Annotated in this window: 20 protein-coding genes and 1 riboswitch; of the genes, 12 read left to right on the top strand and 8 right to left on the bottom strand. The window is 72.2% G+C overall.

The window, feature by feature from the left end:
* Positions 1 to 23 precede the first annotated feature (23 nt).
* From M878_RS59975 to M878_RS59960, 4 genes are all read right to left on the bottom strand, one after another.
* On the bottom strand, positions 24 to 704 hold the full coding sequence (locus M878_RS59975; protein WP_023546113.1) for a response regulator: 681 nt from the start codon (positions 702 to 704) through the stop codon (positions 24 to 26).
* On the bottom strand, positions 701 to 2,380 hold the full coding sequence (locus tag M878_RS59970; protein WP_031224641.1) for an ATP-binding protein: 1,680 nt from the start codon (positions 2,378 to 2,380) through the stop codon (positions 701 to 703). Before M878_RS59970 ends, M878_RS59975 begins: the two co-directional genes overlap by 4 nt.
* Before the next feature lie 103 nt (positions 2,381 to 2,483).
* A complete protein-coding gene (locus M878_RS59965) occupies positions 2,484 to 3,425 on the bottom strand; it encodes a ferredoxin family protein (RefSeq protein ID WP_023546111.1) in 942 nt (313 codons plus the stop codon).
* Between the two features lie 76 nt (positions 3,426 to 3,501).
* Complete coding sequence (locus M878_RS59960) at positions 3,502 to 4,761, bottom strand: citrate synthase (RefSeq protein ID WP_023546110.1); 1,260 nt, start codon at positions 4,759 to 4,761, stop codon at positions 3,502 to 3,504.
* Between the two features lie 111 nt (positions 4,762 to 4,872).
* On the opposite strand from M878_RS59960, the gene M878_RS59955 reads away from it, so the two are divergent.
* Together M878_RS59955 and M878_RS59950 are read left to right on the top strand one after the other, a co-directional pair.
* On the top strand, positions 4,873 to 6,039 hold the full coding sequence (locus tag M878_RS59955; RefSeq protein ID WP_023546109.1) for a citrate synthase/methylcitrate synthase: 1,167 nt from the start codon (positions 4,873 to 4,875) through the stop codon (positions 6,037 to 6,039).
* Between the two features lie 181 nt (positions 6,040 to 6,220).
* The gene (locus tag M878_RS59950; RefSeq protein ID WP_023546107.1) at positions 6,221 to 7,333 is read left to right on the top strand and encodes a CobW family GTP-binding protein; all 1,113 of its coding nucleotides are present in this window, start codon (positions 6,221 to 6,223) and stop codon (positions 7,331 to 7,333) included.
* Here M878_RS59950 and M878_RS59945 read toward each other — a convergent pair.
* Positions 7,330 to 9,789 carry a DNA gyrase/topoisomerase IV subunit A gene (locus tag M878_RS59945; RefSeq protein ID WP_023546106.1) on the bottom strand — a complete coding sequence of 820 codons (2,460 nt, stop codon included), beginning with the start codon at positions 9,787 to 9,789 and terminating at the stop codon, positions 7,330 to 7,332. The genes M878_RS59950 and M878_RS59945 overlap by 4 nt on opposite strands.
* A 261-nt stretch (positions 9,790 to 10,050) precedes the next feature.
* On the opposite strand from M878_RS59945, the gene M878_RS59940 reads away from it, so the two are divergent.
* The 4 genes from M878_RS59940 to M878_RS59925 all read left to right on the top strand — a co-directional run bounded on the left by M878_RS59940 (position 10,051) and on the right by M878_RS59925 (position 14,865).
* Positions 10,051 to 11,454, top strand: coding sequence for a M16 family metallopeptidase (locus tag M878_RS59940; protein ID WP_031224640.1), 1,404 nt, complete (start codon positions 10,051 to 10,053; stop codon positions 11,452 to 11,454).
* Positions 11,451 to 12,839 carry a M16 family metallopeptidase gene (locus M878_RS59935; RefSeq protein WP_023546104.1) on the top strand — a complete coding sequence of 463 codons (1,389 nt, stop codon included), beginning with the start codon at positions 11,451 to 11,453 and terminating at the stop codon, positions 12,837 to 12,839. The genes M878_RS59940 and M878_RS59935 overlap by 4 nt, the downstream gene beginning before the upstream one ends.
* Before the next feature lie 211 nt (positions 12,840 to 13,050).
* Positions 13,051 to 13,211, top strand: a riboswitch (cyclic di-AMP (ydaO/yuaA leader).
* A gap of 12 nt (positions 13,212 to 13,223) precedes the next feature.
* Positions 13,224 to 13,979 carry a M23 family metallopeptidase gene (locus M878_RS59930; RefSeq protein ID WP_023546103.1) on the top strand — a complete coding sequence of 252 codons (756 nt, stop codon included), beginning with the start codon at positions 13,224 to 13,226 and terminating at the stop codon, positions 13,977 to 13,979.
* A gap of 199 nt (positions 13,980 to 14,178) precedes the next feature.
* Entirely contained in the window at positions 14,179 to 14,865 is a 687-nt protein-coding gene (locus tag M878_RS59925; RefSeq protein ID WP_023546102.1) for a GntR family transcriptional regulator, read from the top strand.
* A 150-nt stretch (positions 14,866 to 15,015) separates the two neighbouring features.
* Here the strand turns inward: M878_RS59925 and M878_RS59920 are convergent, their stop codons facing one another.
* Entirely contained in the window at positions 15,016 to 15,297 is a 282-nt protein-coding gene (locus tag M878_RS59920; protein WP_023546101.1) for an HPr family phosphocarrier protein, read from the bottom strand.
* 177 nt (positions 15,298 to 15,474) lie between these two features.
* On the opposite strand from M878_RS59920, the gene M878_RS59915 reads away from it, so the two are divergent.
* The 5 genes from M878_RS59915 to M878_RS59895 are packed head-to-tail and all read left to right on the top strand — an operon-like array spanning position 15,475 to position 21,249.
* Positions 15,475 to 18,318: a bifunctional acetate--CoA ligase family protein/GNAT family N-acetyltransferase gene (locus tag M878_RS59915; protein ID WP_023546100.1), complete on the top strand. Its 2,844-nt coding sequence runs from the start codon at positions 15,475 to 15,477 to the stop codon at positions 18,316 to 18,318.
* Between the two features lie 32 nt (positions 18,319 to 18,350).
* On the top strand, positions 18,351 to 18,764 hold the full coding sequence (locus tag M878_RS59910) for a hypothetical protein (protein WP_023546099.1): 414 nt from the start codon (positions 18,351 to 18,353) through the stop codon (positions 18,762 to 18,764).
* Between the two features lies 1 nt (position 18,765).
* Positions 18,766 to 19,362 (top strand): DUF5998 family protein, encoded by a 597-nt coding sequence (locus M878_RS59905; protein WP_023546098.1) that lies wholly within the window; start codon positions 18,766 to 18,768, stop codon positions 19,360 to 19,362.
* Positions 19,362 to 20,552, top strand: coding sequence for an alkaline phosphatase family protein (locus tag M878_RS59900; RefSeq protein WP_023546097.1), 1,191 nt, complete (start codon positions 19,362 to 19,364; stop codon positions 20,550 to 20,552). Before M878_RS59905 ends, M878_RS59900 begins: the two co-directional genes overlap by 1 nt.
* 46 nt (positions 20,553 to 20,598) lie before the next feature.
* Positions 20,599 to 21,249: a thymidine kinase gene (locus M878_RS59895; RefSeq protein WP_031224639.1), complete on the top strand. Its 651-nt coding sequence runs from the start codon at positions 20,599 to 20,601 to the stop codon at positions 21,247 to 21,249.
* Between the two features lie 25 nt (positions 21,250 to 21,274).
* Here M878_RS59895 and M878_RS59890 read toward each other — a convergent pair whose 3' ends face one another.
* Complete coding sequence (locus M878_RS59890; RefSeq protein ID WP_023546095.1) at positions 21,275 to 22,066, bottom strand: VOC family protein; 792 nt, start codon at positions 22,064 to 22,066, stop codon at positions 21,275 to 21,277.
* A gap of 321 nt (positions 22,067 to 22,387) precedes the next feature.
* Between M878_RS59890 and M878_RS59885 the strand changes: the two genes are divergently transcribed.
* The gene (locus M878_RS59885; RefSeq protein ID WP_023546094.1) at positions 22,388 to 23,239 is read left to right on the top strand and encodes a sulfurtransferase; all 852 of its coding nucleotides are present in this window, start codon (positions 22,388 to 22,390) and stop codon (positions 23,237 to 23,239) included.
* An 87-nt stretch (positions 23,240 to 23,326) separates the two neighbouring features.
* Here the strand turns inward: M878_RS59885 and sepH are convergent, their stop codons facing one another.
* Positions 23,327 to 24,367, bottom strand: coding sequence for a septation protein SepH (gene sepH, locus M878_RS59880; protein ID WP_023546093.1), 1,041 nt, complete (start codon positions 24,365 to 24,367; stop codon positions 23,327 to 23,329).
* Positions 24,368 to 24,781: the final 414 nt, after the last annotated feature.

Genomic DNA, 24,781 nt, shown 5'->3' with positions numbered 1-24,781 from the left:
ACTGACCGCCGCGTGACACACACTCAGCCGCGGGCCGCCCACACGTAACGGTGTTCCGGGCGGCCCGCGTCGCCGTACTTGAGGGTCAGCCGCGCCCGTCCGGTGCGCTCCAGGAGTTTCAGATACCGCTGGGCCGTCTGCCGGCTCACCCCCGTCCGCTCGGCGATCTCCTGGGCGGACAGCGGCCCTTCGGCGTTCAGCAGCGCCTGGCGCACCAGCTCGGCCGTCGTGGGGGAGTGCCCCTTGGGCAACCCGGGCTCCGACGGCGCGGAGAGGGCGCCGAAGATGCGGTCCACCTGCGCCTGTTCGGCCTCTCCGCCGCCGTCCAGGGTGCGCCGCAGCTCGGCGTACGCCTCCAGCTTGGCGCGCAGACCGGCGAAGGCGAACGGTTTCACGAGATACTGCAGCGCCCCCTGCCGCAGCGCGGCCTGGACCGTCGAGACGTCCCGTGCCGCCGTCACCATGATCACGTCGGTCTGGTGGCCGCGCCTGCGCATCTCCTGGACCACCGCGAGACCGGTGTCGTCGGGCAGATAGTGGTCCATGAGCACCAGGTCCAGTCGCGGCAGCGCCTCCACCAGGCGCAGCGCCTCCGCCGCGCTGTGCGCCTCGGCGGCGACGTGGAATCCCGGCACCTTCTCCACGTACGCGGCATTCACCTGGGCGACGCGGGTGTCGTCGTCCACGACCAGGACCTCGATCATCGCGCCTCCTCCTCGGCGACGGCGGCGGGTTGGCGGGACTCCTCGGTCACCACGGGGTCCAGCTCCGGCTCGGTCAGTGCCTCCGGCAGGACCACGGTGAACTCGGCGCCACCGCCATCGGCCGTGCCCACCGTCGCGCTCCCGCCCTGCCGTTCGGCGAGCCGGCGCACCAGAGAGAGCCCGATGCCGCGTTTGCCGTGCGCGGGCGGCCGCTTGGTGGACCACCCCTCGGTGAAGATCAACTCTCTTTGCTCTGCCGGGATTCCGGGGCCCGTGTCGCGCACTCCGAGTACGACCGTACGGCGCTCGGTGCGCAACTCGACCTCCACGCGTGCGTGGAGCGCGCCAGCGACCGCGTCGAGGGCGTTGTCCACCAGGTTGCCCACCACCGTGACCAGACCCCGCGGATCGATCAGCCGGTCCGGCAGCCGGGTGCGCTCCGACACCCACAGCGCGACCCCGCGCTCGGCCGCGACGGTCGCCTTGCCGACCAGCAGCGCGGCCAGCAGTGGATCCCGGATCTTCTCGGTCACCTGCTCGGCGGTGACCCGATGGTCGCCGACCACCTCGCCGACGAACTCCACTGCGTCGTCGTACATGTCCAGTTCCAGCAGTCCGAGCAGGGTGTGCATGCGGTTGGCGTGCTCGTGGTCCTGGGCGCGCAGGGCGTCGATCAGCCCGCGCGTGGAGTCGAGTTCGCGCCCCAGCCGCTCCAGTTCGGTGCGGTCGCGCAGAGTGGCCACGGCGCCGCCGTCGCCGGTGGGCATGCGGTTGGCGAGCAGTACGCGCTGGCCGCGCACGGTGAGCAGATCGGTGCCGGTCACCCGGCCGGCCAGCACGTCCGTCGTACGGCCCGCGCCGAGCGCCTCGTCCGGGGTCTGACCGACGGCCTCGTCACCGATACCCAGCAGCCGTCGCGCCTCGTCGTTGAGCAGGCGGACGCGGCCGCCCCGGTCGAGCGCGACCACGCCCTCCCGGATGCCGTGGAGCATCGCCTCGCGCTCCGCGAGCAGCGCCGAGATGTCGGAGAAGGCCAGGTCCCGGGTTTGCCGCTGGACCCGGCGGGAGATCAGCCAGGCGGCCAGCGCGCCCACAGCGAGCGCGCCGCCGGCGTACGCGAACAAGCCCGGGATCGCGCTGATCAGCCGCGCCCGCACGCTGTCGTAGGCGATGCCGACCGAGACCGCCCCGATGACGCGGTGGCGGGCGTCGTACAACGGCACCTTGCCGCGGGCGGAGCGGCCCAGGGTGCCGTTGTCGATCTCCATGACCTCGTTGCCGGCGAGGGCGACCTCAGGGCTGGTGGAGACGACCTGACCGATCTGCGAGGGCGTGGTGTGTGACCAGCGCACGCCCCTCCGGTCCAGCACCACGATGTACTCGGCGTGCGTGGCCTTCCGGATCCGCTCGGCCTCCTTCTGCACCGGGCCGTCCGCGGTCGGCGGGGTGGTCAGGACGCCCTCGGTGATCTGCGGGTCCTGGGCCGTGGTCTCCGCGATCGCCAGCGCCCTGCGCATCGCCTCCTGGTCCAGCTGTTTGCTCAGCGGCGCGAGGAACAGCCCGGTCGCGAGCACCGCGACCCCCGCGGCGATCGCCACCTGCATCAGCAGCACCTGCGAGAACACCCGCCGGGGCAGTCCGAGGCGCAACCGGCGCGCGGGAGGAGTGGGGCTCATACGCACGACCGTATGTGGGAAGGCCCGAAGCGCCCCAGAGGGTGTGGTGCGGATCTCTTGACCATTTCTTGAAGATGGCGGCCGTCCTTGGGGAGGCGGCCGCTCAGCTCGCCAGCGCCGTAGTCCGCAACTCGCGCACGGCGATCACGTCCATCCGCGCGGGCGTGCCCAGCACCGCCGCACCGCAGCTTTCCGGGCGGGGCGGCAGCGACGCGCCCCGCGCCACGGTCACCCGCCAGCGGCGTCCGTCGGTGTGTTGGACGGTGACCTGCCAGCGCGGGGCCGCGCCCTCGGTCCGTACGACACTCAGCACTCCCGCCCGGTACTCGCCCGCGGCCGTGCGGACGGCCAGCTCGGCCGCCTGACCGGGCCGTTCCCAGGCCGAGCAGCCGCGGCACCCCTCGACCACCACGCGCCCCTCCTGGGCGCCGTGCAGCGCCTCCTTGATGGTGTGCGCCTCGGCGCGGCCGTAGGCGTAGCCGTACGGCAGGACGAGCACCGTCGGCGCGAAGCGATGTCCACCCAGATGGGTCACCTCCCAGACTCCGCGCACTCCCGAGGCGGCCAGTTCGGCGGCGAGGGGGCGGCCCAGCAGGGCGCAGCAGCGGTCGCGCTTGCCGTTGGTGCACACGAGCGCGAGCGGGTCGCCTGGGTGCGGCCGCCCGCCGAGCGCGGTGGCGAAGGAACGGTGATCGCCCGCTCCGAGGGCGGCGAAGTCGAGGCCGAGCAGCCGCCGCGGATCGCGGGTCGTGGCGCTGTGCAGCCACACGCGGCCCGGCACCGTGTGGGCGGCGTACACCTGCCGGAGGGCGGTCCTGCCGGGGTCGGCGTGGCGCCCGGGGTGCCGGATGAGCGCGACGCGTACGCCCGTTCCCTCGGCGGCCGCCTCCAGTGCCCGGCCCAGCGTGGGGTCCAGATGGCTCGAAGTGAGCGCCTGGACGCCCCACGGGCCGGGCTGTTCCAGCAGCAGCCACGTCGTCGCCGTGGCCGCCGTGCCGGAAACGGGCTCGTCGAGGCTCCGGGAGACGGTCGCGCACCTACTCACAGAGGTGAGCCTAACCTGACTCTCTCCGGGGCGACTTCCGGCCGCCGCCGTGTCCGGCTTCGGGAGGGGATGGGGGTCAAGTCGCCGGGAGCGGCTGCGGGGGCCGTACGCCGACGTAGTGGCCGACGGGGCGCATGCGCAGGGGGCGCTCGCCGTACTCCTCCAGAGCGTGCGCGATCCAGCCCGCCGTCCGGGCTACGGCGAAGATCGTCTCACCGGCCGTTGCGGGCATGCCGCTGGACGCGGTGAACACCGCCAGGGCCAGGTCGACATTGGCGTGCAGGGGGGTGTGCCGGGCGGTCGTGGCGACGATGTCCCGGGCGGCCAGCAGGGCCGACTCCGCGCGCGGGACGTGCTCCAGCAGGCCGAACAGCACGCTCGCGCGGGGATCCTCGCCGGCGTACAGCCGGTGGCCGAGCCCGGGGACGCGGCGGCCCGCGCGCAGCTCGTCGGCGATCACCGGGACCGCGGTGCCCTGGTCGAGCACGTCGAGCAGCATGCGGTGGGCCATCCCGCTCGCGGCGCCGTGCAGCGGGCCCTCCAGGACGCCGAGCCCGGCCGAGACGGCCGCGTAGGCGTGTGCGCGGGCCGAGGCGGCGACGCGGACCGCGAGAGTGGAGGCGGCCAGGTCGTGGTCGGCGAGCAGGGCGAGCGCGGTGTCCAGGACGCGCAGGGACGCCTCGTCGGCGGGTCGGCCGGTCAGCCGGCCCCAGAGCCGGTGGGCGAGCGGCCCGTCGTCCTTGTGGGCATGCCGGGCCGGCGGCAGCGCGGCGACGAGTGTGGGGATGAGGATCCGCGCGGTGTTCAGCACGGCGTCCTCCGACAGGTCGAAGCGCAGCGGGTCCTCGGCCGCCGCGGCGACCGCCGCCACGCGCAGCCGGTCGGTGGGGGAGGCGTGCTCGGACAGGGCGTTCACCGCGCGGCGGGCGACCTCGACGGTGGGGCCGGGCGCGGCGAAGGTGACGCCCGGGGTCAGCCGGGCCGTCCACAGCCACTCCGCGACCTCCTCGTAGGAGTGCCGGAGAGCCAGCTCGACGGCGTCCACGCCCCGGAAGTAGTACCGGTCCTGCTCGATCAGCGTGATGCGGGTCCGCACGGACAGGTCCCCGCCGGAGCCGGGGCTTCCGGCCGCCTCGCGCCGGTGGCGCCGGGCGAGGGCCTCGACCTCCTTCGCCTCGAAGGAGCTGGCGCGGCCGCCGGGTTCGCGTCTGCTGCTGAGCAGGCCGCGGCTCACATATGCGTACACCGTCTCCGGCTTCACGCCGAGCAGTTCGGCGGTCTCGTTGGTGGTCAGCCTTCGCCCGGGACGGCCGGGAACGGGTTCGTCATCACGCATGGGGATCACCGTAGCCGCCCTCGTATAGGTTGATCGGCATATTGATTAAATCAATATTGACAGGAATTTAGTCAATCATGGACAGTCAGATCAAGTACAGGGAGGAGAACCATGGCCATCAACAGGACCGCAACCCCGCTCATCGACGCACCGCGCGGACTTGCCGGCGTCGTCGTCACCGAGACCGAGATCGGTGACGTCCGGGGGAGGGAGGGCTTCTACCACTACCGCCAGTACTCGGCCGTCGAACTCGCGCGGACCCGCGGGTTCGAGGACGTCTGGCATCTCCTGGTCCACGGCACGCTCCCGGACGCGGAGCGCCGCGCCGCCTTCCTGGCGGAGATCGCGGCGTTGCGGCGGCTGCCCGAGGAGGTCCGTGCGGCGCTGCCCGCGATCGCCGCGGCGAGCCGCGTCTCCGGCCCGCTGTCCGGGCTGCGTACGGCGCTGTCGCTGCTGGGGTCGGCGCGGCGGCTGCGACCGGTGTACGACATCGACGCGGACCGGCGGTGCGCCGACACCGTGGCCGTCTGTGCGGCCGTGCCCACGCTGCTCACCGCGCTGTACCGGCTCGGTCAGGGCCTCGACCCGGTCGAGCCGCGCGAGGATCTGCCGTACGCGGCCAACTACTTGTACATGCTCAACGGGGAGGAGCCCGATCCGCGGCGGGCCCGTGCGGTCGAGCAATACCTGATCTCAACCATTGATCATGGATTCAATGCATCAACCTTCACCGCCCGCGTCATCGCCTCCACCGGCGCCGACGTGGCGGCCTGTCTGACCGGAGCCGTGGGCGCCCTGTCGGGGCCGCTGCACGGAGGCGCGCCCAGCCGGGCCCTGGACACCCTGGACGCCATCGGCACGCCGGACCGGATCGACCCCTGGATCCGGGAGCGCGTGCTCGCCGGTGAGCGGATCATGGGCTTCGGACACGCCATCTACCGTACGGAGGACCCCCGTTCGCGGATGCTGCGGGAGATCGCCCTCGGCTTCGGCGGTCCGCGTGTGGACTTGGCGGTGGAGGTGGAGCGCCGGGTCGAGGTGATCCTCGCCGAGCTGAAGCCCGGCCGTGAACTCCACATCAACGTCGAGTTCTACGCCGGCGTGGTCATGGAACTCTGCGGTCTGCCCCGCGAGATGTTCACTCCCACCTTCGCCGCCGCACGGGTGGTGGGCTGGAGCGCCAACATCCTGGAACAGGCGGCCGATTCAAAGATCATCCGGCCGGTGGCGCGATATGTGGGACCCCAGCCGCCGGTCCCGGTACCGGCCGCGCTGTGACCGCCGCGAGCTGACGCAAGGCTCTCTTATGCTGGACCGGCAGTCGGTCATGTGGTCCGCCCGATCCACATGGCCCGCCTGGTCAACCCCGTCAACCTGGTCAACCCGGCCTGGTCCACCTGGTCCACCTGGTCCACCTGGTTCACCCGGTCCACCAGGTCCACATGAGAGAGGTCACCCGTTGGGGAACAGCAACGGCCCGCAGATCCCGGTCGTCGTACTCGCCGGATTTCTGGGCTCCGGGAAGACCACGCTCCTCAACCACCTCCTGCACCGCAGCGGAGGCAGCCGTATCGGGGCGATCGTCAACGACTTCGGCGCCATCGAGATCGACGCCATGGCCGTCGCGGGCGCCCTCGGCGACTCGACGGTCTCGCTCGGCAACGGCTGCCTCTGCTGTGCCGTCGACGCGAGCGAACTCGACCTCTACCTGGACCGGCTCGCCGACCCGGACACCGGCATCGACGTGATCGTCATCGAGGCCAGCGGGCTCGCCGAACCCCAGGAACTCGTGCGGATGCTGCTGGCCAGCGAGCACCCGAGGGTCGTCTACGGCGGCCTCGTCGAGGTCGTGGACGCCGCCGAGTTCGACGACACCCGAGCCCGGCACCCCGAGATCGACCGCCATCTCGCCCTCGCCGACCTGGTGGTGGTCAACAAACTCGACCGGGCCACGGACGGCGACCGGGTGTTCGGTCTGGTGCGGTCCCTGGCGGACCGTGCCGCCGTCGTCCCCGCCACCTACGGCCGTATCGACCCGGAGTTCCTCTTCGACTGCCGGCCGAGCGAGGAGCGGATCGGGCAGCTGTCCTTCGACGACCTGCACGAGCACGGCGACGACGGCCACGACCATGCCGGTCATCTGCACACCGGCTACGACAGCCTGTCCTTCGGCGCCGACCTGCCGATGGAACCCCGCAGGCTGATGCAGTTCCTCGACAGCCGTCCGGAGGGGCTGTACCGGATCAAGGGATACGTCGACTTCGGGCCCCACGACACCGTCAACCGGTACGCCGTCCACGCCGTCGGCCGGTTCCTGCGCTTCTACCCCGAGCCCTGGCCGCCCGCCGACGCCCGCCTGACCCAGCTCGTCCTGATCGGTTCCGGCATTGACGCGGGCGCCCTCGGCAAGGAACTGGAGGCGTGCAAGAACCACGCCCCGCACGCCGACGAGCACGGCATGTGGGGCGTCCTGCGCTACGTACAGGGCCCGGACGGTGCGGACCTGGAAGATCCGCCCGCCCAGAGCCTGGAAGATCCCCCAGCTCAGAGTCTGGAAGTTCCGCCCGTCTAGAACACCGGCCCCGCGACCACCGACACCGTCTTCGGCAGCGAGGTGCCCGAACCGTCCCGGCGCGGGTCCAGCTCCGGCAGGTCCGCCGGGGCGCCGTTCTTCTGTGCCGCGCGCGCCGGCACCGGGCCCGCCCAGGCCAGCGCCAGGCAGTCCTCGCCCTTCAGGAACCGCTGGCAGCGCACACCACCGGTGGCCCGGCCCTTGCGCGGATACTGGTCGAACGGGGTCAGCTTGGCCGTCGTCTGCACCGAGTCGTCCAGCGTGCCGCGCGAGCCCGCCACCGTGAACACCACCGCGTCGGCCGCCGGGTCGATGGCCGTGAAGGAGATGACCTTCGCGCCCTCGCCGAGCTTGATGCCCGCCATACCGCCCGCCGGGCGGCCCTGCGGACGCACGATGGACGCCTGGAACCGCAGCAGCTGTGCGTCGTCGGTGATGAAGACCAGGTCCTCGTCGCCGGTGCGCAGCTCCACCGCGCCGACGATCCGGTCGCCCTCTTTGAGGGTGATGACCTCCAACTCGTCCTTGCTGGACGGGTAGTCGGGCACCACGCGCTTGACGACACCCTGCTCGGTGCCGAGCGCGAGACCCGGGGACGACTCGTCCAGCGTGATCAGACAGACCACCGTCTCGTCGTCCTCCAGGGAGACGAACTCGGCCAGCGGCGCGCCTCCCGAGAGGTTCGGTGCCGCCGTGGCCTCCGGCAGCTGGGGCAGGTCGACCACGTTGATCCGCAGCAGGCGGCCCGCCGAGGTCACCGCGCCGATCTCGCCGCGCGCGGTCGCCGGGACCGCCGAGACGATCACGTCGTGCTTGACGCGCCTGGCGCCCGCCTGCTCCGGGAACGGCTCGTCGGTCGCCGTACGGGCCAGCAGACCCGTCGAGGACAGCAGCACCCGGCACGGGTCGTCGGCGACCTGCAGCGGCACGGCGGCCACCGGCGCGCCCCCGGACTCCAGCAGGACCGTACGCCGGTCGGTGCCGAACTTCTTGGCCACGGCGGCCAGTTCGGCCGAGACCAGCTTGCGCAGCTCCGCGTCGGACTCCAGGATCCGGGTCAGCTCCGCGATCTCCGCGGTGAGCTTGTCCTTCTCCGCCTCCAGCTCGATGCGGTCGTACTTGGTGAGCCGACGCAGCGGCGTGTCGAGGATGTACTGCGTCTGCACGTCGCTCAGCGAGAAGCGCTCCATCAGGCGCTCCTTGGCCTGCGCGGAGTTCTCGCTGGACCGGATCAGCCGGATGACCTCGTCGATGTCGACCAGCGCGGTGAGCAGGCCCTCGACCAGGTGCAGCCGGTCGCGGCGCTTGCCGCGGCGGAACTCGCTGCGGCGCCGGACGACGTCGAAGCGGTGGTCGAGGTAGACCTCCAGCAGCTCCTTCAGGCCCAGTGTGAGCGGCTGGCCGTCCACCAGCGCCACGTTGTTGATGCCGAAGGTCTCCTCCATGGGGGTCAGCTTGTACAGCTGCTCCAGGATCGCCTCCGGCACGAAGCCGTTCTTGACCTCGATGACCAGACGCAGGCCGTGCTCGCGGTCGGTGAGGTCCTTGACGTCGGCGATGCCCTGGATCTTCTTCGCGTTGACCATGTCCTTGATCTTCGCGATGACCTTCTCGGGGCCCACCGTGAAGGGCAGTTCGGTGACGACCAGTCCCTTGCGGCGGGCGGTCACGGTCTCCACCGACACCGTCGCACGCATCTTGAAGGTGCCGCGGCCCGTCGCGTACGCGTCACGGATGCCGTCCAGGCCGACGATCCGGCCGCCGGTGGGCAGGTCCGGTCCGGGGACGTGCTTCATCAGCGCGTCCAGGTCCGCGTTCGGGTGCCGGATCAGATGGCGGGCGGCCGCGATCACCTCTCCGAGGTTGTGCGGCGGCATGTTCGTCGCCATGCCGACCGCGATGCCCGAGGAGCCGTTCACCAGCAGGTTTGGGAAGGCGGCGGGGAGTGCCGCCGGTTCCCGCTCCTGGCCGTCGTAGTTCGGCGCGAAGTCGACCGTGTCCTCGTCGATCGACTCGGTCATCAGGCTCGTGGCATCGGCCATCCGGCACTCGGTGTACCGCATGGCGGCCGGCGGGTCGTCGTTGCCCAGCGAGCCGAAGTTGCCGTGGCCGTCGACCAGCGGCACGCGCATGGAGAAGGGCTGGGCCATGCGCACCAGGGCGTCGTAGATCGACGCGTCGCCGTGCGGGTGCAGCTTGCCCATGACCTCGCCGACGACGCGCGCGCACTTCACATAGGCGCGGTCGGGGCGCACGCCCATCTCGTTCATCTGGTACACGATCCGGCGGTGCACCGGCTTGAGACCGTCGCGGGCGTCCGGCAGGGCGCGTGAGTAGATGACCGAGTACGCGTACTCGAGGTAGGAGCCACGCATCTCGTCCACGACGTCGATGTCAAGGATCTTCTCCTCGTACGAATCGTCGGGCGGCGGGGTCTTCGTGCTGCGGCGGGCCATCGCTGCCGGCTCCTTGCTACTGAAGCGTTTGATGGATCTGACGCGGACCATTGTGGACCGAGGCACTGACAACCCGCGCCACGACCCGGTCCCGGCGGGCTTCCCGGCGCCTCCGGGCGGGTTCGGGGCAGGCTACGGGATCCGCTGTGGGCGTACGTCCCGCGGGAACTTCGCCGAGGCCCCCCACACGTTGCATACAGTGGCAGGAACGGCAGGAAGACCGCGGTTTGCACAACCGCCTCCGCTCGCGAAGGGACGTACATGCCCATGGGTCACACGACCACAGCCGAGGCAGGCTCCGGGGGCCTGACAGCGACCGAGCACCGCCTGGCCAACGGTCTGCGCGTGGTGCTCTCCGAGGACCACCTGACCCCGGTGGCGGCGGTCTGCCTCTGGTACGACGTCGGCTCCCGCCACGAAGTCAAGGGACGCACCGGCCTGGCTCACCTTTTCGAGCACTTGATGTTCCAGGGCTCGGCGCAGGTCAAGGGCAACGGCCACTTCGAGCTGGTGCAGGGCGCCGGCGGCTCGCTCAACGGCACCACCAGCTTCGAGCGCACCAACTACTTCGAGACCATGCCCGCCCACCAGCTGGAGCTCGCCCTCTGGCTGGAGGCCGACCGCATGGGCTCGCTGCTGGCCGCCCTGGACGACGAGTCCATGGAGAACCAGCGGGACGTCGTCAAGAACGAACGCCGCCAGCGCTACGACAACGTCCCCTACGGCACCGCCTTCGAGAAGCTGACCGCCCTGTCGTACCCGGAGGGCCATCCCTACCACCACACGCCGATCGGCTCGATGGCGGACCTGGACGCGGCCACCCTGGAGGACGCCCGACGGTTCTTCCGCACCTACTACGCGCCGAACAACGCGGTGCTCTCGGTGGTCGGAGACATCGACCCCGTGCAGACCCTCGCCTGGATCGAGAAGTACTTCGGGTCGATCGCGTCCCACGACGGCAAGCCCGCGCCGCGCGACGGCTCCCTGCCGGACGTCATCGGCGAGCAGAAGCGCGAGGTCGTCGTCGAGGAGGTCCCGGCACGCGCCCTGATGGCCGCCTACCGGCTCCCGCAGGACGGCACGCGCGCGTGCGACGCGGCCGACCTGGCCCTGACGGTCCTCGGCGGCGGCGAGTCCTCCCGGCTGTACAACCGGCTGGTGCGCCGCGACCGTACGGCCGTCGCGGCCGGCTTCGGCTTGCTGCGCCTGGCCGGCGCGCCCTCGATGGGCTGGCTGGACGTGAAGACCTCCGGGGACGTCGAGGTGCCGGTCATCGAGTCCGCCATCGACGAGGAGCTGGCCCGGTTCGCCGAGGAGGGCCCCACGCCCGAGGAAATGGAGCGCGCCCAGGCCCAGTTGGAGCGCGAGTGGCTGGACCGGCTCGGCACGGTCGCCGGCCGCGCCGACGAACTGTGCCGGTTCGCCGTCCTGTTCGGCGACCCGCAGCTCGCCCTGACCGCCGTCAAGCGTGTCCTGGAGGTCACCCCCGAGGAGGTCCAGGAGGTCGCCAAGGCCCGCCTGCGTCCCGACAACCGCGCGGTCCTCGTCTACGAGCCGCTGTCCGCCGAGTCCGCCGAGCACACCGAGGAAGCGGGGCGCGGTGAGGACCCGGAGCAGGAAGCGACCGTAGAGGCCGGAAACGAGAACGAGGAGACGGCCAAGTGACCGAGCTCGCCACCATGGACTTCCACCCCCAGCCGCAGCCCGGCGCGGCCAAGCCGTGGGCGTTCCCGGCCCCCGAGCGCACCGCGCTCGACAACGGCCTGACGGTGCTGCGCTGCCACCGCCCCGGCCAGCAGGTCGTCGCCGTCGAGGTGCTGCTGGACGCGCCCCTGGACGCCGAGCCGGCCGGCCTGGACGGCGTCGCCACGATCATGGCGCGGGCCTTCTCCGAGGGCACCGACAAGCACTCCGCCGAGGAGTTCGCCGCCGAGCTGGAGCGCGCGGGCGCCACGCTGGACTCGCACGCCGACCACCCCGGCGTCCGGCTCAGCCTGGAGGTTCCGGCCTCCCGCCTGGCCAAGGGCCTCGGCCTGCTCGCCGACGCCCTGCGCGCGCCCGCGTTCGCCGAGAGCGAGGTCGAGCGGCTGGTCCGCAACCGTCTGGACGAGATCCCGCACGAGCTGGCCAACCCCTCCCGCCGCGCCGCCAAGGAACTCTCCAAGGAGCTCTTCCCGGCGACCTCGCGGATGTCCCGCCCGCGCCAGGGCACCGAGGACACGGTCGAGAAGATCGACGCCTCCGCCGTACGCGCCTTCTACGACCGGCATGTACGCCCCGCCACGGGCACCGCGGTCGTGGTCGGCGACTTCACCGGGATCGACCTGGACGCCTTGCTCGGCGACACCCTGGGCGCCTGGAGCGGCACCCAGGGCGAGCCGCGGCCCGTGCCGCCGGTGACCGCCGACGACACCGGCCGTGTGGTCATCGTGGACCGCCCCGGCGCGGTCCAGACGCAGCTGCTGATCGGCCGCGTCGGCCCCGACCGGCACGACCGCGTGTGGCCCGCGCAGGTGCTCGGCACCTACTGCCTCGGCGGCACCCTCACCTCCCGCCTGGACCGCGTCCTGCGCGAGGAGAAGGGCTACACCTACGGTGTGCGCGCGTTCGGGCAGGTCCTCCGCTCCGCCCCGGACAGCACCGGCGCCTCGATGCTCGCCATCAGCGGCTCGGTGGACACCCCCAATACCGGCCCGGCGCTGGACGACCTGTGGAAGGTGCTGCGCACCCTCGCCGCAGACGGCCTGACCGACGCCGAGCGGGACGTGGCCGTGCAGAACCTCGTCGGGGTGGCGCCGCTGAAGTACGAGACCGCTGCGGCCGTAGCGGGCACGCTGGCCGACCAGGTCGAGCAGCACCTGCCCGACGACTTCCAGGCGACGCTCTATCAGCAGCTGGCGGTGACGGGCACGGTGGAGGCCACGGCGGCCGTCGTCAACGCCTTCCCGGTGGACCGGCTGGTGACCGTCCTCGTCGGTGACGCCGCCCAGATCAAGGCGCCGGTGGAGGCGCTCGGCATCGGCGAAGTGACCGTGGTGGCGGCCGAGTAAGGGCACGCGCGTGTGAGGGCCCTGACGACCTACGGGTCGTCAGGGCCCCTGCTGTTCCACTCCCTTCCCCAGATGCCCGATTTGCTCCGGAGGTTGCCTGTCTGCCCTGTGGGATGCGCTACAAAAGCCCGGATCCGTTTGGGGTTGGAAAGCGGGCTTCCGTAGCGTCGGCCGGGCTGTTCGTCAGGCAGTGCGCCGCACCCGCGGCACCGGACAGCCATCGCCGAGTCCCCGTACGGCGCGAGCCAGGGGAGCCGGGGACCCACCGTCCCTGGGGTGAATCGGGCGCCCGCGCGGCAGCGAGGGGGCCCGTAGGAGACCTTCCTGCTCCGAACCCGTCAGCTAACCCGGTAGGCGAGAGGGAAGGAAAGGACCAGCCACTTCATGGCGTTCATATGCGCCACCGGGAAGCACCGCAAGCCCGGCCGGGTCAAGCGCACCACCGCTCAGGCGGCCGGCATCGCGGCCCTCACGACCACCGGTGTCATCGGCACCCTCGCGGCCGCCCCGGCGTCCGCCGCCCAGAACTCCGTCGAGCAGACCGGCCTCACCCCGGTGATCACCGTCGGCGACGACATCGCCGAGCACATCGACGCGCAGGCCACCGCCCAGAAGCAGGCCGCCGAGGGGAAGGCTGCCGAGGCGGCCGCGGCCAAGGCGGCGGCGGAGAAGGCCAGGCAGGAGCGCGAAGCCCAGGCCCGCGCCGCCCGCGAGGCCGAGCGCGCGCGGCTGAACGCGTTCGTCGCCCCGATAGCCGACTCCTATGTCTCCACGGGCTACAAGGCCAGCAGCTCCCTGTGGTCCTCCGGCTCGCACACCGGCATCGACTTCCACGCGGCCGCCGGCACGCCCGTCCACGCGGTCGGCTCCGGCACCGTCGTCTCCACCGGCTGGGGAGGGGCATACGGCAACCAGATCGTGATCCGGATGGCCGACGGCATGTACACCCAGTACGGCCATCTGTCGTCCATCGGCGTCTCGGTAGGCCAGCGGGTCACCCCGGGCCAGCAGATCGCCCTGTCCGGCGCGACCGGCAACGTCACCGGCCCGCACCTCCACTTCGAGGCCCGTACGACCCCCGACTACGGCTCGGACGTCGACCCCGTCGCCTACCTCCGCAAGCACGGCGTGAACGTCTGACCCTCCGCGCACGCGGTATCCGCCGCCCCGGCTCACCGAGCCGGGGCTTTCGCCGTTTTGCGCGGTGCAGACCGTACTCGCTGACCAAAAAATATCCATGGAATCCGACCCGCCGTCGGAAATTCCGGCGCATTGGAATAGAGTCACGGAACACGCGTCCATCGTCGACGTTTCACGGGGATTAAGGCGGAGGTCGGTCATGCGTATTCCGGCGCACTCGGTGTGCACGGCGATCCGGGACGACATCGTCGCCGGTGTCCACGCGCGCGGCGGCCGCCTCACCGAGGAAGTCCTGGCCCGCCGCTACGGCGTCTCGCGCGTCCCCGTCCGTGAGGCCCTGCGCACCCTGGAGGCCGAGGGCTTCGTGGTGACCCGCCGGCACGCGGGCGCGTGCGTGGCCGAGCCGACCGAGCAGGAGGCCGCCGATCTGCTCGACATGCGCATGCTCCTGGAGCCGCTCGGGGCCGCCCGGGCCGCACAGCGGCGCACCGAGGCCCATCTGAAGGTGCTGCGTGGCCTGGTCAGGCTGGGCCAGGAGCGGGCCAGGCGGGGGCACAGCGAGGATCTGCGCTCACTCGGCGGCTGGTTCCACGAGACGCTCGCCCAGGCCTCCTGCAGCCCCTCACTGACCGCGATGCTCAGCCAGCTGCGCCACAAGATCGCCTGGATGTACACGGTGGAGGCGTCGCCGAGCCCGGTGGAGTCCTGGGCGGAGCACGGCGCCATCGTCGACGCGGTGGCGCGCGGCGACGGCGAGCGCGCGCGGGCGGTCACGGCGCTGCACACCGAGCGCGCGACGGGCGCGCACCGGCTGCGATTTCCCGGGGCCGGCGAGCGTGTGAGGACTTCGCAACACGCCGTAAACATGTCGGGCCTTCGGCATTAACACGGGCGCCGTATACAAAGAAGTGGAGTTATTCGGCGCCGTGTATTTCACGTTGCCCTGATTCCGGTGTGCGTGCAGTGGGCCCGGAAAAGCCGGAATCGCGCCGCCCGAAAAGGGCGACGCGGTTCCGGAATATCTGTGCGCCGGGGCTCAGACCGTCTCGGGCAGTTCCTCGAGGCCTTCGGCGACCAGCTTCGCCAGACGGTCCAGGGCGATGTCCGCGCCCTCGGCGTCGGAGGCGAGGACGATCTCCTCGCCACCCTGGGCACCGAGGCTCAGGACGGCCAGCATGGAGGCCGCGTTGACGGGGTTCCCGTCGGCCTTGGCGATCGTCACCGGGACGCCTGCGGCCGTGGCGGCTCGGACGAAGATGGAGGCGGGACGGGCGTGGAGGCCCTCGGCCCAGCCGACGTTGACGCGGCGCTCAGCCATGTGTTGCTGCCCTTCAGTCTTCAGGGTTGTCTAGACCAGTTTCCCATATCGTGAAGCCTGCCCGGATCGGACCTTCGTCCTGTCCCGGAGTGTCGTCGGACCGCGGCCTCGATCCGACTTCCGTCCTCCACAGACTGCCCCGCGCCGTTGTCGGACGCGAGCCGTACTCTGGGCCCCATGCAGACCCCGGCGGACCGGCACGACCGGCACGAGTACCCCGCCCACTGGGAGGCGGACGTAGTGCTGCGCGACGGAGGTACCGCGCGCATCCGGCCCATCACCGCTGATGACGCCGACCGCCTGGTCAGCTTCTACGAGCAGGTCTCGGACGAGTCGAAGTACTACCGCTTCTTCGCGCCGTACCCACGCCTGTCCGCCAAGGACGTCCACCGCTTCACGCACCACGACTTTGTGGACCGGGTGGGACTCGCGGCCACCATCGGCGGCGAGTTCATCGCCACCGTACGCTATGACCGCATCGGCGCCGACGGCATGCCCGCCTCCGCGCCGGCCGCCGAGGCCGAGGTCGCCTTCCTGGTGCAGGACGCGCACCAGGGCCGCGGGGTCGCCTCCGCCCTGCTGGAACACATCGCGGCCGTCGCCCGCGAGCGTGGTATCCGCCGCTTCGCCGCCGAGGTGCTGCCCGCCAACACCAAGATGATCAAGGTGTTCACGGACGCCGGCTACACCCAGCAGCGCAGCTTCGAGGACGGCGTGGTCCGGTTGGAGTTCGACCTCGAACCCACCGACCGCTCCCTCGCCGTGCAGCGCGCGCGGGAACAGCGCGCCGAGGCCCGCTCGGTACGACGGCTGCTCGCGCCCGGCTCCGTGGCGGTCGTCGGCGTCGGCCGCGCCCCCGGCGGGGTCGGCCGCAGCGTCCTCGGCAACATCCGCGACGCCGGCTACGGCGGCCGGCTGCACGCCGTGAACAAGGCCTTCCCCGAGCCCCTCAAGGAGGTCGACGGGGTGCCGGCCTACCGGTCCGTGCGGGACATCGAGGACCCCGTCGACCTCGCCGTCGTAGCCGTACCGGCCGAGTACGTGCCCGGTGTGGTCGCCGAGTGCGGAGAACACGGGGTGCAGGGACTCGTCGTGCTCTCCGCCGGATACGCCGAGAGCGGGCCCGAGGGGCGTGAGAGGCAGCGGGCGCTCGTGCGGCAGGCGCGCGCGTACGGCATGCGGATCATCGGCCCGAACGCCTTCGGGATCATCAACACCGCAGCGGGCGTCCGGCTGAACGCCTCCCTGGCCCCCGAGATGCCCCGCCCCGGCCGGATCGGGATGTTCGCCCAGTCCGGCGCCATCGCCATCGCTCTGCTGTCCCGGCTGCACCGGCGCGGGGGAGGGGTCACCGGGGTCACCGGCCTGTCGAGCTTCGTGTCCGCCGGCAACCGTGCGGACGTCTCCGGCAACGACGTCCTCCAGTACTGGTACGACGACCCCGAGACCGACGTCGTCCTCATGTACCTGGAATCCATCGGCAATCCACGCAAGTTCACCCGCCTCGCCCGGCGGACGGCGGCGGCGAAACCGCTGGTCGTGGTGCAGGGCGTCGGTTCCGCGCCGCAGGGACACGCGGTACGGGCGACCCGGCTGCCGCACGCCACCGTCTCCGCGCTGCTGCGGCAGGCCGGGGTGATCCGGGTCGACACGATCACCGAGCTGGTCGACGCGGGGCTGCTGCTCGCCCGGCAGCCGTTGCCCGCCGGGCCGAGGGTGGCGATCCTCGGCAACTCCGAGTCGCTGGGCGTGCTGACGTACGACCGGTGCCTGGCGGAGGGGTTGCGGCCGGCGCGGCCGCTGGATCTGACGACCGGGGCGACGGCGGAGGACTTCCACGGGGCGCTGGCGCGGGCCTTGGCCGACGACACGTACGACTCCGTCGTGGTGACGGCGATCCCTGCCATCGGGGAAGCGTCGCCGGGGGACGCGGAGCTGGCGGAGGCGCTCAGATCGGCGGCGGCCGCAGTTCCCGGTAAGCCGGTGCTGGTGGTGCATGTCGAGCTCGGGGGGCTCGCGGAGGCGTTGTCGGCTGCGGCCAGTACGGCACCACAGGCCGTTGAGAAGGCACCCGGCACTGAGTTCCGCCGTGCGGAACGATGGCCCGCCGCGGTGGCGGCACCAGACAAACCCGGCTCGGAATCCCCTCAGGGCGAACCCCGGCTCATCCCCGCCTACCCCGCCGCCGAGCGTGCCGTCCGGGCACTGGCCGAAGCGGTCAACTACGGGCAGTGGCGGCGGGAGGCGACGGATCCGGGGAAGGTGCCCGAGTACGACGACATCGACGAGAAGGGAGCCGCGCGGCTGATCGGTGAGCTGCTCGCGCGCGGGGAAGGGCTCACCATCTCCGACGCGGAGACCTGCGAGCTGCTCGGCGAGTACGGCATCCCGGTGCGACGCGCGCTCCCCGCTCCCACCCCCGACGCCGCCGCCGAAGCCGCCCGCGCCCTCGGCTACCCGGTGGCCCTCAAGGCCACCGCCCCGCACCTCAGGCACCGCGCCGACCTCGGCGGCGTACGCCTGGACCTCGCGGACGAGGAGCAACTGCGCCGGGCGTACGCCGAGTTGACCGAGCTGTTCGGGCCGCCGCAGGAGCTGCGGCCGGTGGTGCAGGGGATGGCGCCCAGGGGGGTCGACACGGTCGTACGCGCGGTGATCGACCCCGCCGCCGGGGCCGTGCTGTCCTTCGGGCTCGCCGGGGCCGCCTCGCAGCTGCTCGGAGACATGGCGCACCGGCTGGTCCCGGTCACCGACCGCGAGGCGACCTCGCTGGTGCGGTCGATCCGCACGGCACCGCTGCTGTTCGGCTGGCGCGGCTCCACCCCCGTGGACACCCCGGCGCTGGAGGAGCTCCTGCTGCGGGTGTCCCGGCTGGTCGACGATCACCCGGAGGTGGTCGCCGTCACCCTGGAGCCGGTCGTCGTCGCCGGGCGCGGCGTGAGCGTCCTCGGCGCCACGGTACGGCTCGCGCCGCCGCCCGCCCGTGACGACCTGGGTCCGCGCACGATGCCGGCGTACTGACCGGGGCCTGCCGACCGGGGGAGGGGGACCGCATGGAGATCGCCGGGCGGCGGCTGCCCCGGGGCAGATGGTGGGACTGGGAGCTGATCATCTGGGACGGCGGGCAGCCGCGGCCGGCTGCCGGGTACCACCTCATGCATCGCCACGGCCGGGAGATCATCTTCACCGGTCCCGGCTTCGTCTCGTGCCCCGCCGCCTCCCAGGACCCCGTCTTCCGCGAACCCATCCCCGAGGAGACGGCCCGGCTGCGGCGGGTGTTCGGCGAAACACCGCCCGTCGTGGTCGCGTTCGAGGCGGCCGCCGGCGGCTCCGCGCCCGCCTCCTGTCTGATCGCCGCGGAGGCGCTGGACATCGTGCCGGGACTTGTCCAGAGGCGTCCGTGCGCGCCTGCGGAGGCCGCCGCCGGTCCCCGCGACTGGCCTGGACCCCCCTTGCCCACGGATTAGGATGGACGCCATGGCCAAGACAGGTACGACGACCCAGGGGCTGCGCGCGGCGATCGAGCGCAGCGGCTACTACCCGGCCCTCGTGGCCGAGGCGGTGGAGGCCGCTGTGGGCGGCGAGCCCATCCGGTCGTACCTGGTCCACCAGGAGACGACGTTCGACCAGAACGAGGTCCGCCGGCATGTGACCGTGCTGGTCCTCACCGGCAACCGCTTCATCGTCAGCCACACCGACGAGCAGGCCGCCGACACGACCTCCCCGACGCCGTACGCCACCACCTCCACCGAGTCCGTGAAGCTCGGCCGGATCTCCTCGGTCGTGGTCAGCCGTGTGGTCGCGAACCCCGAGCAGTACAAGCCGGGCACGCTGCCCCGCGAGGTCGTGCTGACCATCGGCTGGGGCGCGGTCAGCCGCATCGACCTGGAGCCCGCCGCCTGCGGCGACCCCAACTGCGACGCCGACCACGGATACACGGGCAACTCCACGGCGGACGACCTCAGCCTGCGCGTCAGCGAGGCCGGGGACGGCCCGGAGACGGTGCGCCAGGCGCTCGACTTCGCACAGGCCATCTCGGAGGCGACCGCGGACCTCACCCGCTGATGTCGCAGCTCTCCGCCTGGGACCACCCGGAACCGCTCGCCCTGGACACCGCGCCGCTGCCCGAGTACGGCACCGGCTCCCTCGCCGACCTGCTGCCCACCCTGGCCGCCGGCCTGGGTGTGGCCGGTATGACCGCCACCATTCCGGAACTGACCGCGGCCGACCGGGTCTGTGTCTTCCTGATCGACGGGCTCGGCTGGGAGCAGCTGCGGGCCCACGCCGACGAGGCTCCCTTCCTGGCCTCGCTGCTCGGCAGCTCGCGCGGCGGCACCGGCCGCCCCCTCACCGCCGGCTACCCGGCGACCACCGCGACCTCCCTCGCCTCCGTCGGCACCGGCCTGCCGCCCGGCGCGCACGGCCTGCCCGGCTACACCGTGCGCGACCCGGCCACCGGCGCGCTGATGAACCAGCTCCGCTGGCAGCCGTACACCGATCCGCGGGCCTGGCAGCCGTATCCCACGGTCTTCCAGCTGGCCCACGAGGCAGGAGTGCACACCGCACAGGTGACCTCGCCCGCCTTCGAGCACACTCCGCTCACCCAGATCGCGCTCAGCGGCGGCGGCTTCCACGGCCGGCTCAGCGGTGAGGAGCGCATGGACCTGGCGGCCGGGCAACTGGCCGCCGGGGACCGCTCGCTGGTCTACACGTACTACTCCGAGCTGGACGGCGCCGGACACCGCTACGGCGTCGCCTCCGACACCTGGCGCGGCCAGCTGATGTACGTCGACCGGCTCGCCCAGCGCCTCGCCGAGCAACTGCCGCCGCGCAGCGCGCTCTACGTCACCGCCGACCACGGCATGGTCGACGTCCCGTTCGACGACGAGCACCGCTTCGACTTCGACACGGACTGGGAGCTGCGCGCCGGGGTCGCCCTGCTGGGCGGCGAGGGCCGGGCCCGGCACGTGTACGCGGTGCCGGGCGCCGAGAACGACGTGCTCACCTGCTGGCGCGAGGTGCTCGGCGAGCAGTTCTGGGTGGCCTCGCGGGACGAGGCGATCGCGGCGGGCTGGTTCGGGCCGCACATCGACGAGCGGGTGTACGCCCGGCTTGGGGACGTGATCGCGGCCGCCCACGACGACGTCCTGATCATCGCCACCGAGCGGGAGCCGAAGGAGTCGGCGCTGGTCGGCAACCACGGTTCGATGACGCCCGCCGAGCAGCTGGTCCCACTGCTCGAAGTACGCTCCTGACGCTCCCTGCCATGACCACTCCCACCGAAAGGTGCTCGAACTCCTCATGCCCGAGCTGGTGTTCTTCTGCGGAACGATGGACTGCGGGAAGTCGACGCTGGCTCTGCAGATCGAGCACAACCGCTCCGCGCGCGGCCTCGTCGGCATGATCTTCACCCGGAACGACCGCGCGGGCGAGGGCAAGCTGTCCTCCCGGCTCGGCCTGGTCACCGACGCGGTGGAGGTGGCGGACGACCAGGACCTGTACGCCTGTCTGGTGGACCACCTCTCCCAGGGCCGCCGGGCCGACTACGTGATCGCGGACGAGGCGCAGTTCCTCGCGCCCGGGCAGATCGACCAGCTCGCTCGCGTGGTGGACGATCTCGGCCTGGACGTGTACGCCTTCGGGATCACCACCGACTTCCGCTCCAAGCTCTTCCCCGGCTCGCAGCGGCTGGTGGAGCTGGCCGACCGCATCGAGGTGCTCCAGGTGGAGGCGCTGTGCTGGTGCGGCGCCCGCGCCACGCACAACGCCCGCACGGTGGGCGGCCAGATGGTGGTCGAGGGCGCCCAGGTGGTCGTCGGCGATGTGGACCACGCGGCGGGCGAGGTCGGCTACGAGGTGCTGTGCCGCCGCCATCACCGGCGCCGGATGACCGCCGCGTCGGCCCGCGCGGCGGCCCTCTCCCCGGACGTCCTGCCGGTCTCGTCCGGCTGAACCCGCCCCGAGCGGCCCCGCCGGCTCAGCGCGGGTTCTGGATCACGGAGAACTCCGCGCCCTCCGGGTCCGCCACCGTCGCCACCCGGCCGTGCGGGCTGTCGTGCGGCTGCCGTACGACCTGGCCGCCGAGGTCCGCGACCTGCCGCACCGTCGCGTCGGCGTCGGCGACCTCGAAGTACGTCTGCCAGTGCGGTCCACGGTCGCGGGGCAGGCCATGGCCCACGCCGTGCAGTCCGGCCACCGGACGGCCGGCGAGGTACAGGGTCACGTAGTCGAAGTCGGCGGACACCACCGGCTCCCGTTCGTAGCCGAACACCGTCGCGTAGAACTTGGAGACGCTCTCGGTCTCGAAGGTCACCAGCTCGTTCCAGGCCGGCGTCCCGGGCACACCGTGGATCGCGGTGCCGAGGTGTGCGGAGCCCTGCCAGATGCCGAACACCGCCCCGGAGGGGTCCGCGGCGATGGCGATCCGCCCCGCTTCGGCGGCATCCAGCGGGCCCACCGCCACCGTTCCGCCACACAGCCGTACCGCCTCGGCCGTCTGGTCCACGTCGTCCGAGGCGAGGTAGGGCGTCCAGGCGATCGGCAGCCGGCGGTCCGGCGGCAGCTGGCCCATGCCCGCCACCTCGTGCCCGTCGAGCAGCGCCCGCACATACGGGCCGAGCTGCTGCGGGCCCGGCCGGAACTCCCAGCCGAACAGCTCACCGTAGAACTCCTCGGTGGCGGCCAGCCCGTGCGCCATCAGGCTCACCCAGCAGGGCGTGCCGGGCGCGCGCCGCGCGTGCGGACCGGCCGGCTCCCGTGCCTCCGTCATCGATCACTCTCTCCCCGGCCCCTCGCGGTGGCCGTGTCGCTTCCGCTTCCCGGAAGGGGTGTGCACGCCGGCGGCGGGCGCGCCCGTGCCGGTCCCCGCATCCTCCACGGCGCCGCGTGCGATTCCGCGCCGCCGCCCGGACCTGCCCCCGGGAGGATGCCCGATCTGTCGCTTGTCGCCGCTTCCTGACGATGGCCGACGGGTGTCCGCCGGCTGTACAGCACGTGCTCGATCCCGTACGCCTCGTGATCGAGCCTGTCCGGCCGAGCAGAGTAGCCGGACCTGGACGCCGCGGCCACCCCTGGCGTATGGATGGACCCCATGAGAGCCATCATCACCGCAACCGGACTCGCGCATGAGTTGACTGAGGAGCGCCCGCCGGTGCTGCTGGACGTGCGCTGGCAGCTGAGCATGGCCAAGGCGGCGGGCGCGCCGGCCTTCGACGGGCGGGCCGAGTACGCGGCCGGGCACATCCCCGGCGCGGTCTTCGTCGACCTGGACGGAGAACTGGCCGGGGAGCCCGGGGAGCACGGCCGGCATCCGCTGCCGGACCTCGCGGAGTTCGGCGCGGCGATGCGCCGTGCGGGTGTGTCGGCCGGCTGCCCGGTCGTCGTCTACGACGGTGGCCAGGGCTGGGCGGCCGCGCGTGCCTGGTGGCTGCTGCGCTGGACGGGTCACCCGGACGTGCGGGTCCTCGACGGCGGCTTGCCGTCCTGGCAGGGCGAACTGTCCACGCGGGAACCGGAACCGGCCCAGGGCGACTTCCGGCCGCAGCCGGCCGCCACCGGGCTGCTCGACGCGGACGCGGCCGCCGCCCTGGCCCGCACGGGCGTGCTGCTGGACGCGCGCGCGGGGGAGCGGTACCGCGGCGAGGTGGAGCCGATCGACCGGGTCGGCGGGCACATCCCGGGTGCGGTATCGGCGCCGACGACGGAGAACGTGGGCCCCGACGGCCGCTTCCTGCCCGCGGCGGAGCTGAGCGACCGGTTCAAGGCCCTGGGCGCGTCCGCGGACACCGAGGTCGGCGTGTACTGCGGATCGGGCGTCTCCGGCGCCCACGAGGTCCTCGCGCTCGCGGTGGCCGGTATTCCGGCGGAGCTGTACGTCGGTTCCTGGTCCGAGTGGTCCTCGGACCCGTCCCGGCCGGTGGCCGTGGGCGCGGATCCGCAGTAGCGGCAGCGGGAGACGGGGCACGCACGCGTGCAGCCGAAATTGGGGGCACGCACGCGTGCCCCCAATTCTCCGTTTCCGTACGGCCCGTTACTCCTGTTTCTTACGGCGTGTGCCGAACACGATCTCGTCCCAGCTCGGCACGGCGGCGCGGCGGCCAGGGCGGACGCCGTCGGCCTCGGCCTGCCGGTCGGTCGCGCCGATGAGCCGGTCGCGGTGGCTGCCCACCGAGCGCGGCATGAGGACGTCCGCGTAGGCCGAACCGGCCGAGGCGGCAGGAGCCGGCGGTTCCTCGGCGGCCGGTTCCTCGGCGGGCTCCTCCGGCGTCTCCGACGGGCGCTCCGGCACCACCAGGTCGCCCCGGAAGCTAGGGACGGCCTCCAGCAGGCTGGTCAGCGAGTCGCGTTCGCCCGTGCTCTCCTCGGCGGGCTCGGACGGCTGCGCGGGCAGGCTCGGCCGCTCCCGCTCGCTCCGCTCGAGCGCGCGGTCCATCGAACGCTCGCGCGGGAGGCGGGCGATGCGCGGGACGAACGGGAAGCTCGGCTCGGGCACGGCGAGGTCGTCGGACTCGCCGATGAGCGAGCGCGCCTCCTCGTCCACGGCCTGTACCAGTCGCCGGGGCGGGTCGTACGTCCAGCTCGCCGAGTGCGGTTCGCCCGCGACCCGGTAGACGAGGAGGACCTCCCAGGTGCCGTCGTCGCGGCGCCAGGAGTCCCACTGCACGGAGTCCTTCTCGACGCCGCGCACCAGCAGCCGCTCCTGGACGGCCTCGCCGAGCAGCGGGCCGGAGTTCTCGCCGGGACGGCGGACCGGGGTCTTGCGGGCGCGCTCGGCCATGAAGGCGCGCTCGGCCAGCACCGGGCCCTCGAAGCGCCGTACCCGGTCGACGGGGATGCCGGCGAGCTGGGCGACCTCTTCCGCGGTGGCACCGGCGCGTATACGCGCCTGGATGTCACGCGGGCGCAGATGGCTCTCGACCTCGATCTCGATCTGGCCGAGGCGCGGCCGGTCGCCGCGCACGGCTGCGCGCAGCCGTTCGTCGATCGGAAGCGTGTACTCCGTTGAGTCGGCAGCCTTCAGCACCAGCCGTGTGCCGTCATTCGAGACGGCCACGACACGCAGTTCGGGCATGGGGACCTCCCGGGTGGTGCCTGCCGACGTCACGTGCGTCGCTGCTTCCGCTAGTCGAGTGTGGCCTGCCCGGGTGCAGCCTGCCACAACCTTGCCGAGTTGCCCGGCGTGTCGGGCACTGGCCCTGGGCCGCCGTTATGGCACGGTTACCTGTTCGCAACGCAAAGTGACCACATCTGTCACCCTGTGCAACCAGCCCCCCTCCCGGCGGTCCTGCAAGGCCGCGGACACCCTGGTGGGAGACCGGACCCAGGGCTCGCAACAGTACTCCATTTGGACCATGTGCGTGGATGGGCGCGCCGCCCAACTTCTCGTAAGGGTGGCGACTTGGCCCCTGGCAACCGGTTTTGCGGATCATGAACGTGGCGAAGTTCACGCAATCCCCAGAAACGGAACTAATGGTTTCGACCGTAC

The organism is Streptomyces roseochromogenus subsp. oscitans DS 12.976, from assembly GCF_000497445.1.
In the GTDB taxonomy this organism is placed as follows: domain Bacteria; phylum Actinomycetota; class Actinomycetes; order Streptomycetales; family Streptomycetaceae; genus Streptomyces; species Streptomyces oscitans.
The sequence above is the reverse complement of the archived record's forward strand: the minus strand, read 5'-3'. Positions and strand labels throughout refer to the sequence as shown.

What these genes read in the sequence shown, in the direction of transcription:
- M878_RS59910 (WP_023546099.1), top strand. Translation starts at nt 18,351, where the DNA reads ATGGAGATCGCCGGGCGGCGGCTGCCCCGGGGCAGATGGTGGGACTGG.
- M878_RS59945 (WP_023546106.1), bottom strand. Translation starts at nt 9,789, where the DNA reads ATGGCCCGCCGCAGCACGAAGACCCCGCCGCCCGACGATTCGTACGAG.
- M878_RS59915 (WP_023546100.1), top strand. Translation starts at nt 15,475, where the DNA reads ATGCAGACCCCGGCGGACCGGCACGACCGGCACGAGTACCCCGCCCAC.
- M878_RS59900 (WP_023546097.1), top strand. Translation starts at nt 19,362, where the DNA reads ATGTCGCAGCTCTCCGCCTGGGACCACCCGGAACCGCTCGCCCTGGAC.
- M878_RS59940 (WP_031224640.1), top strand. Translation starts at nt 10,051, where the DNA reads ATGCCCATGGGTCACACGACCACAGCCGAGGCAGGCTCCGGGGGCCTG.
- M878_RS59895 (WP_031224639.1), top strand. Translation starts at nt 20,599, where the DNA reads ATGCCCGAGCTGGTGTTCTTCTGCGGAACGATGGACTGCGGGAAGTCG.
- M878_RS59930 (WP_023546103.1), top strand. Translation starts at nt 13,224, where the DNA reads ATGGCGTTCATATGCGCCACCGGGAAGCACCGCAAGCCCGGCCGGGTC.
- M878_RS59975 (WP_023546113.1), bottom strand. Translation starts at nt 704, where the DNA reads ATGATCGAGGTCCTGGTCGTGGACGACGACACCCGCGTCGCCCAGGTG.
- M878_RS59920 (WP_023546101.1), bottom strand. Translation starts at nt 15,297, where the DNA reads ATGGCTGAGCGCCGCGTCAACGTCGGCTGGGCCGAGGGCCTCCACGCC.
- M878_RS59970 (WP_031224641.1), bottom strand. Translation starts at nt 2,380, where the DNA reads ATGAGCCCCACTCCTCCCGCGCGCCGGTTGCGCCTCGGACTGCCCCGG.
- M878_RS59890 (WP_023546095.1), bottom strand. Translation starts at nt 22,066, where the DNA reads ATGACGGAGGCACGGGAGCCGGCCGGTCCGCACGCGCGGCGCGCGCCC.
- M878_RS59885 (WP_023546094.1), top strand. Translation starts at nt 22,388, where the DNA reads ATGAGAGCCATCATCACCGCAACCGGACTCGCGCATGAGTTGACTGAG.
- M878_RS59925 (WP_023546102.1), top strand. Translation starts at nt 14,179, where the DNA reads ATGCGTATTCCGGCGCACTCGGTGTGCACGGCGATCCGGGACGACATC.
- M878_RS59955 (WP_023546109.1), top strand. Translation starts at nt 4,873, where the DNA reads ATGGCCATCAACAGGACCGCAACCCCGCTCATCGACGCACCGCGCGGA.
- M878_RS59905 (WP_023546098.1), top strand. Translation starts at nt 18,766, where the DNA reads ATGGACGCCATGGCCAAGACAGGTACGACGACCCAGGGGCTGCGCGCG.
- sepH (WP_023546093.1), bottom strand. Translation starts at nt 24,367, where the DNA reads ATGCCCGAACTGCGTGTCGTGGCCGTCTCGAATGACGGCACACGGCTG.
- M878_RS59960 (WP_023546110.1), bottom strand. Translation starts at nt 4,761, where the DNA reads ATGCGTGATGACGAACCCGTTCCCGGCCGTCCCGGGCGAAGGCTGACC.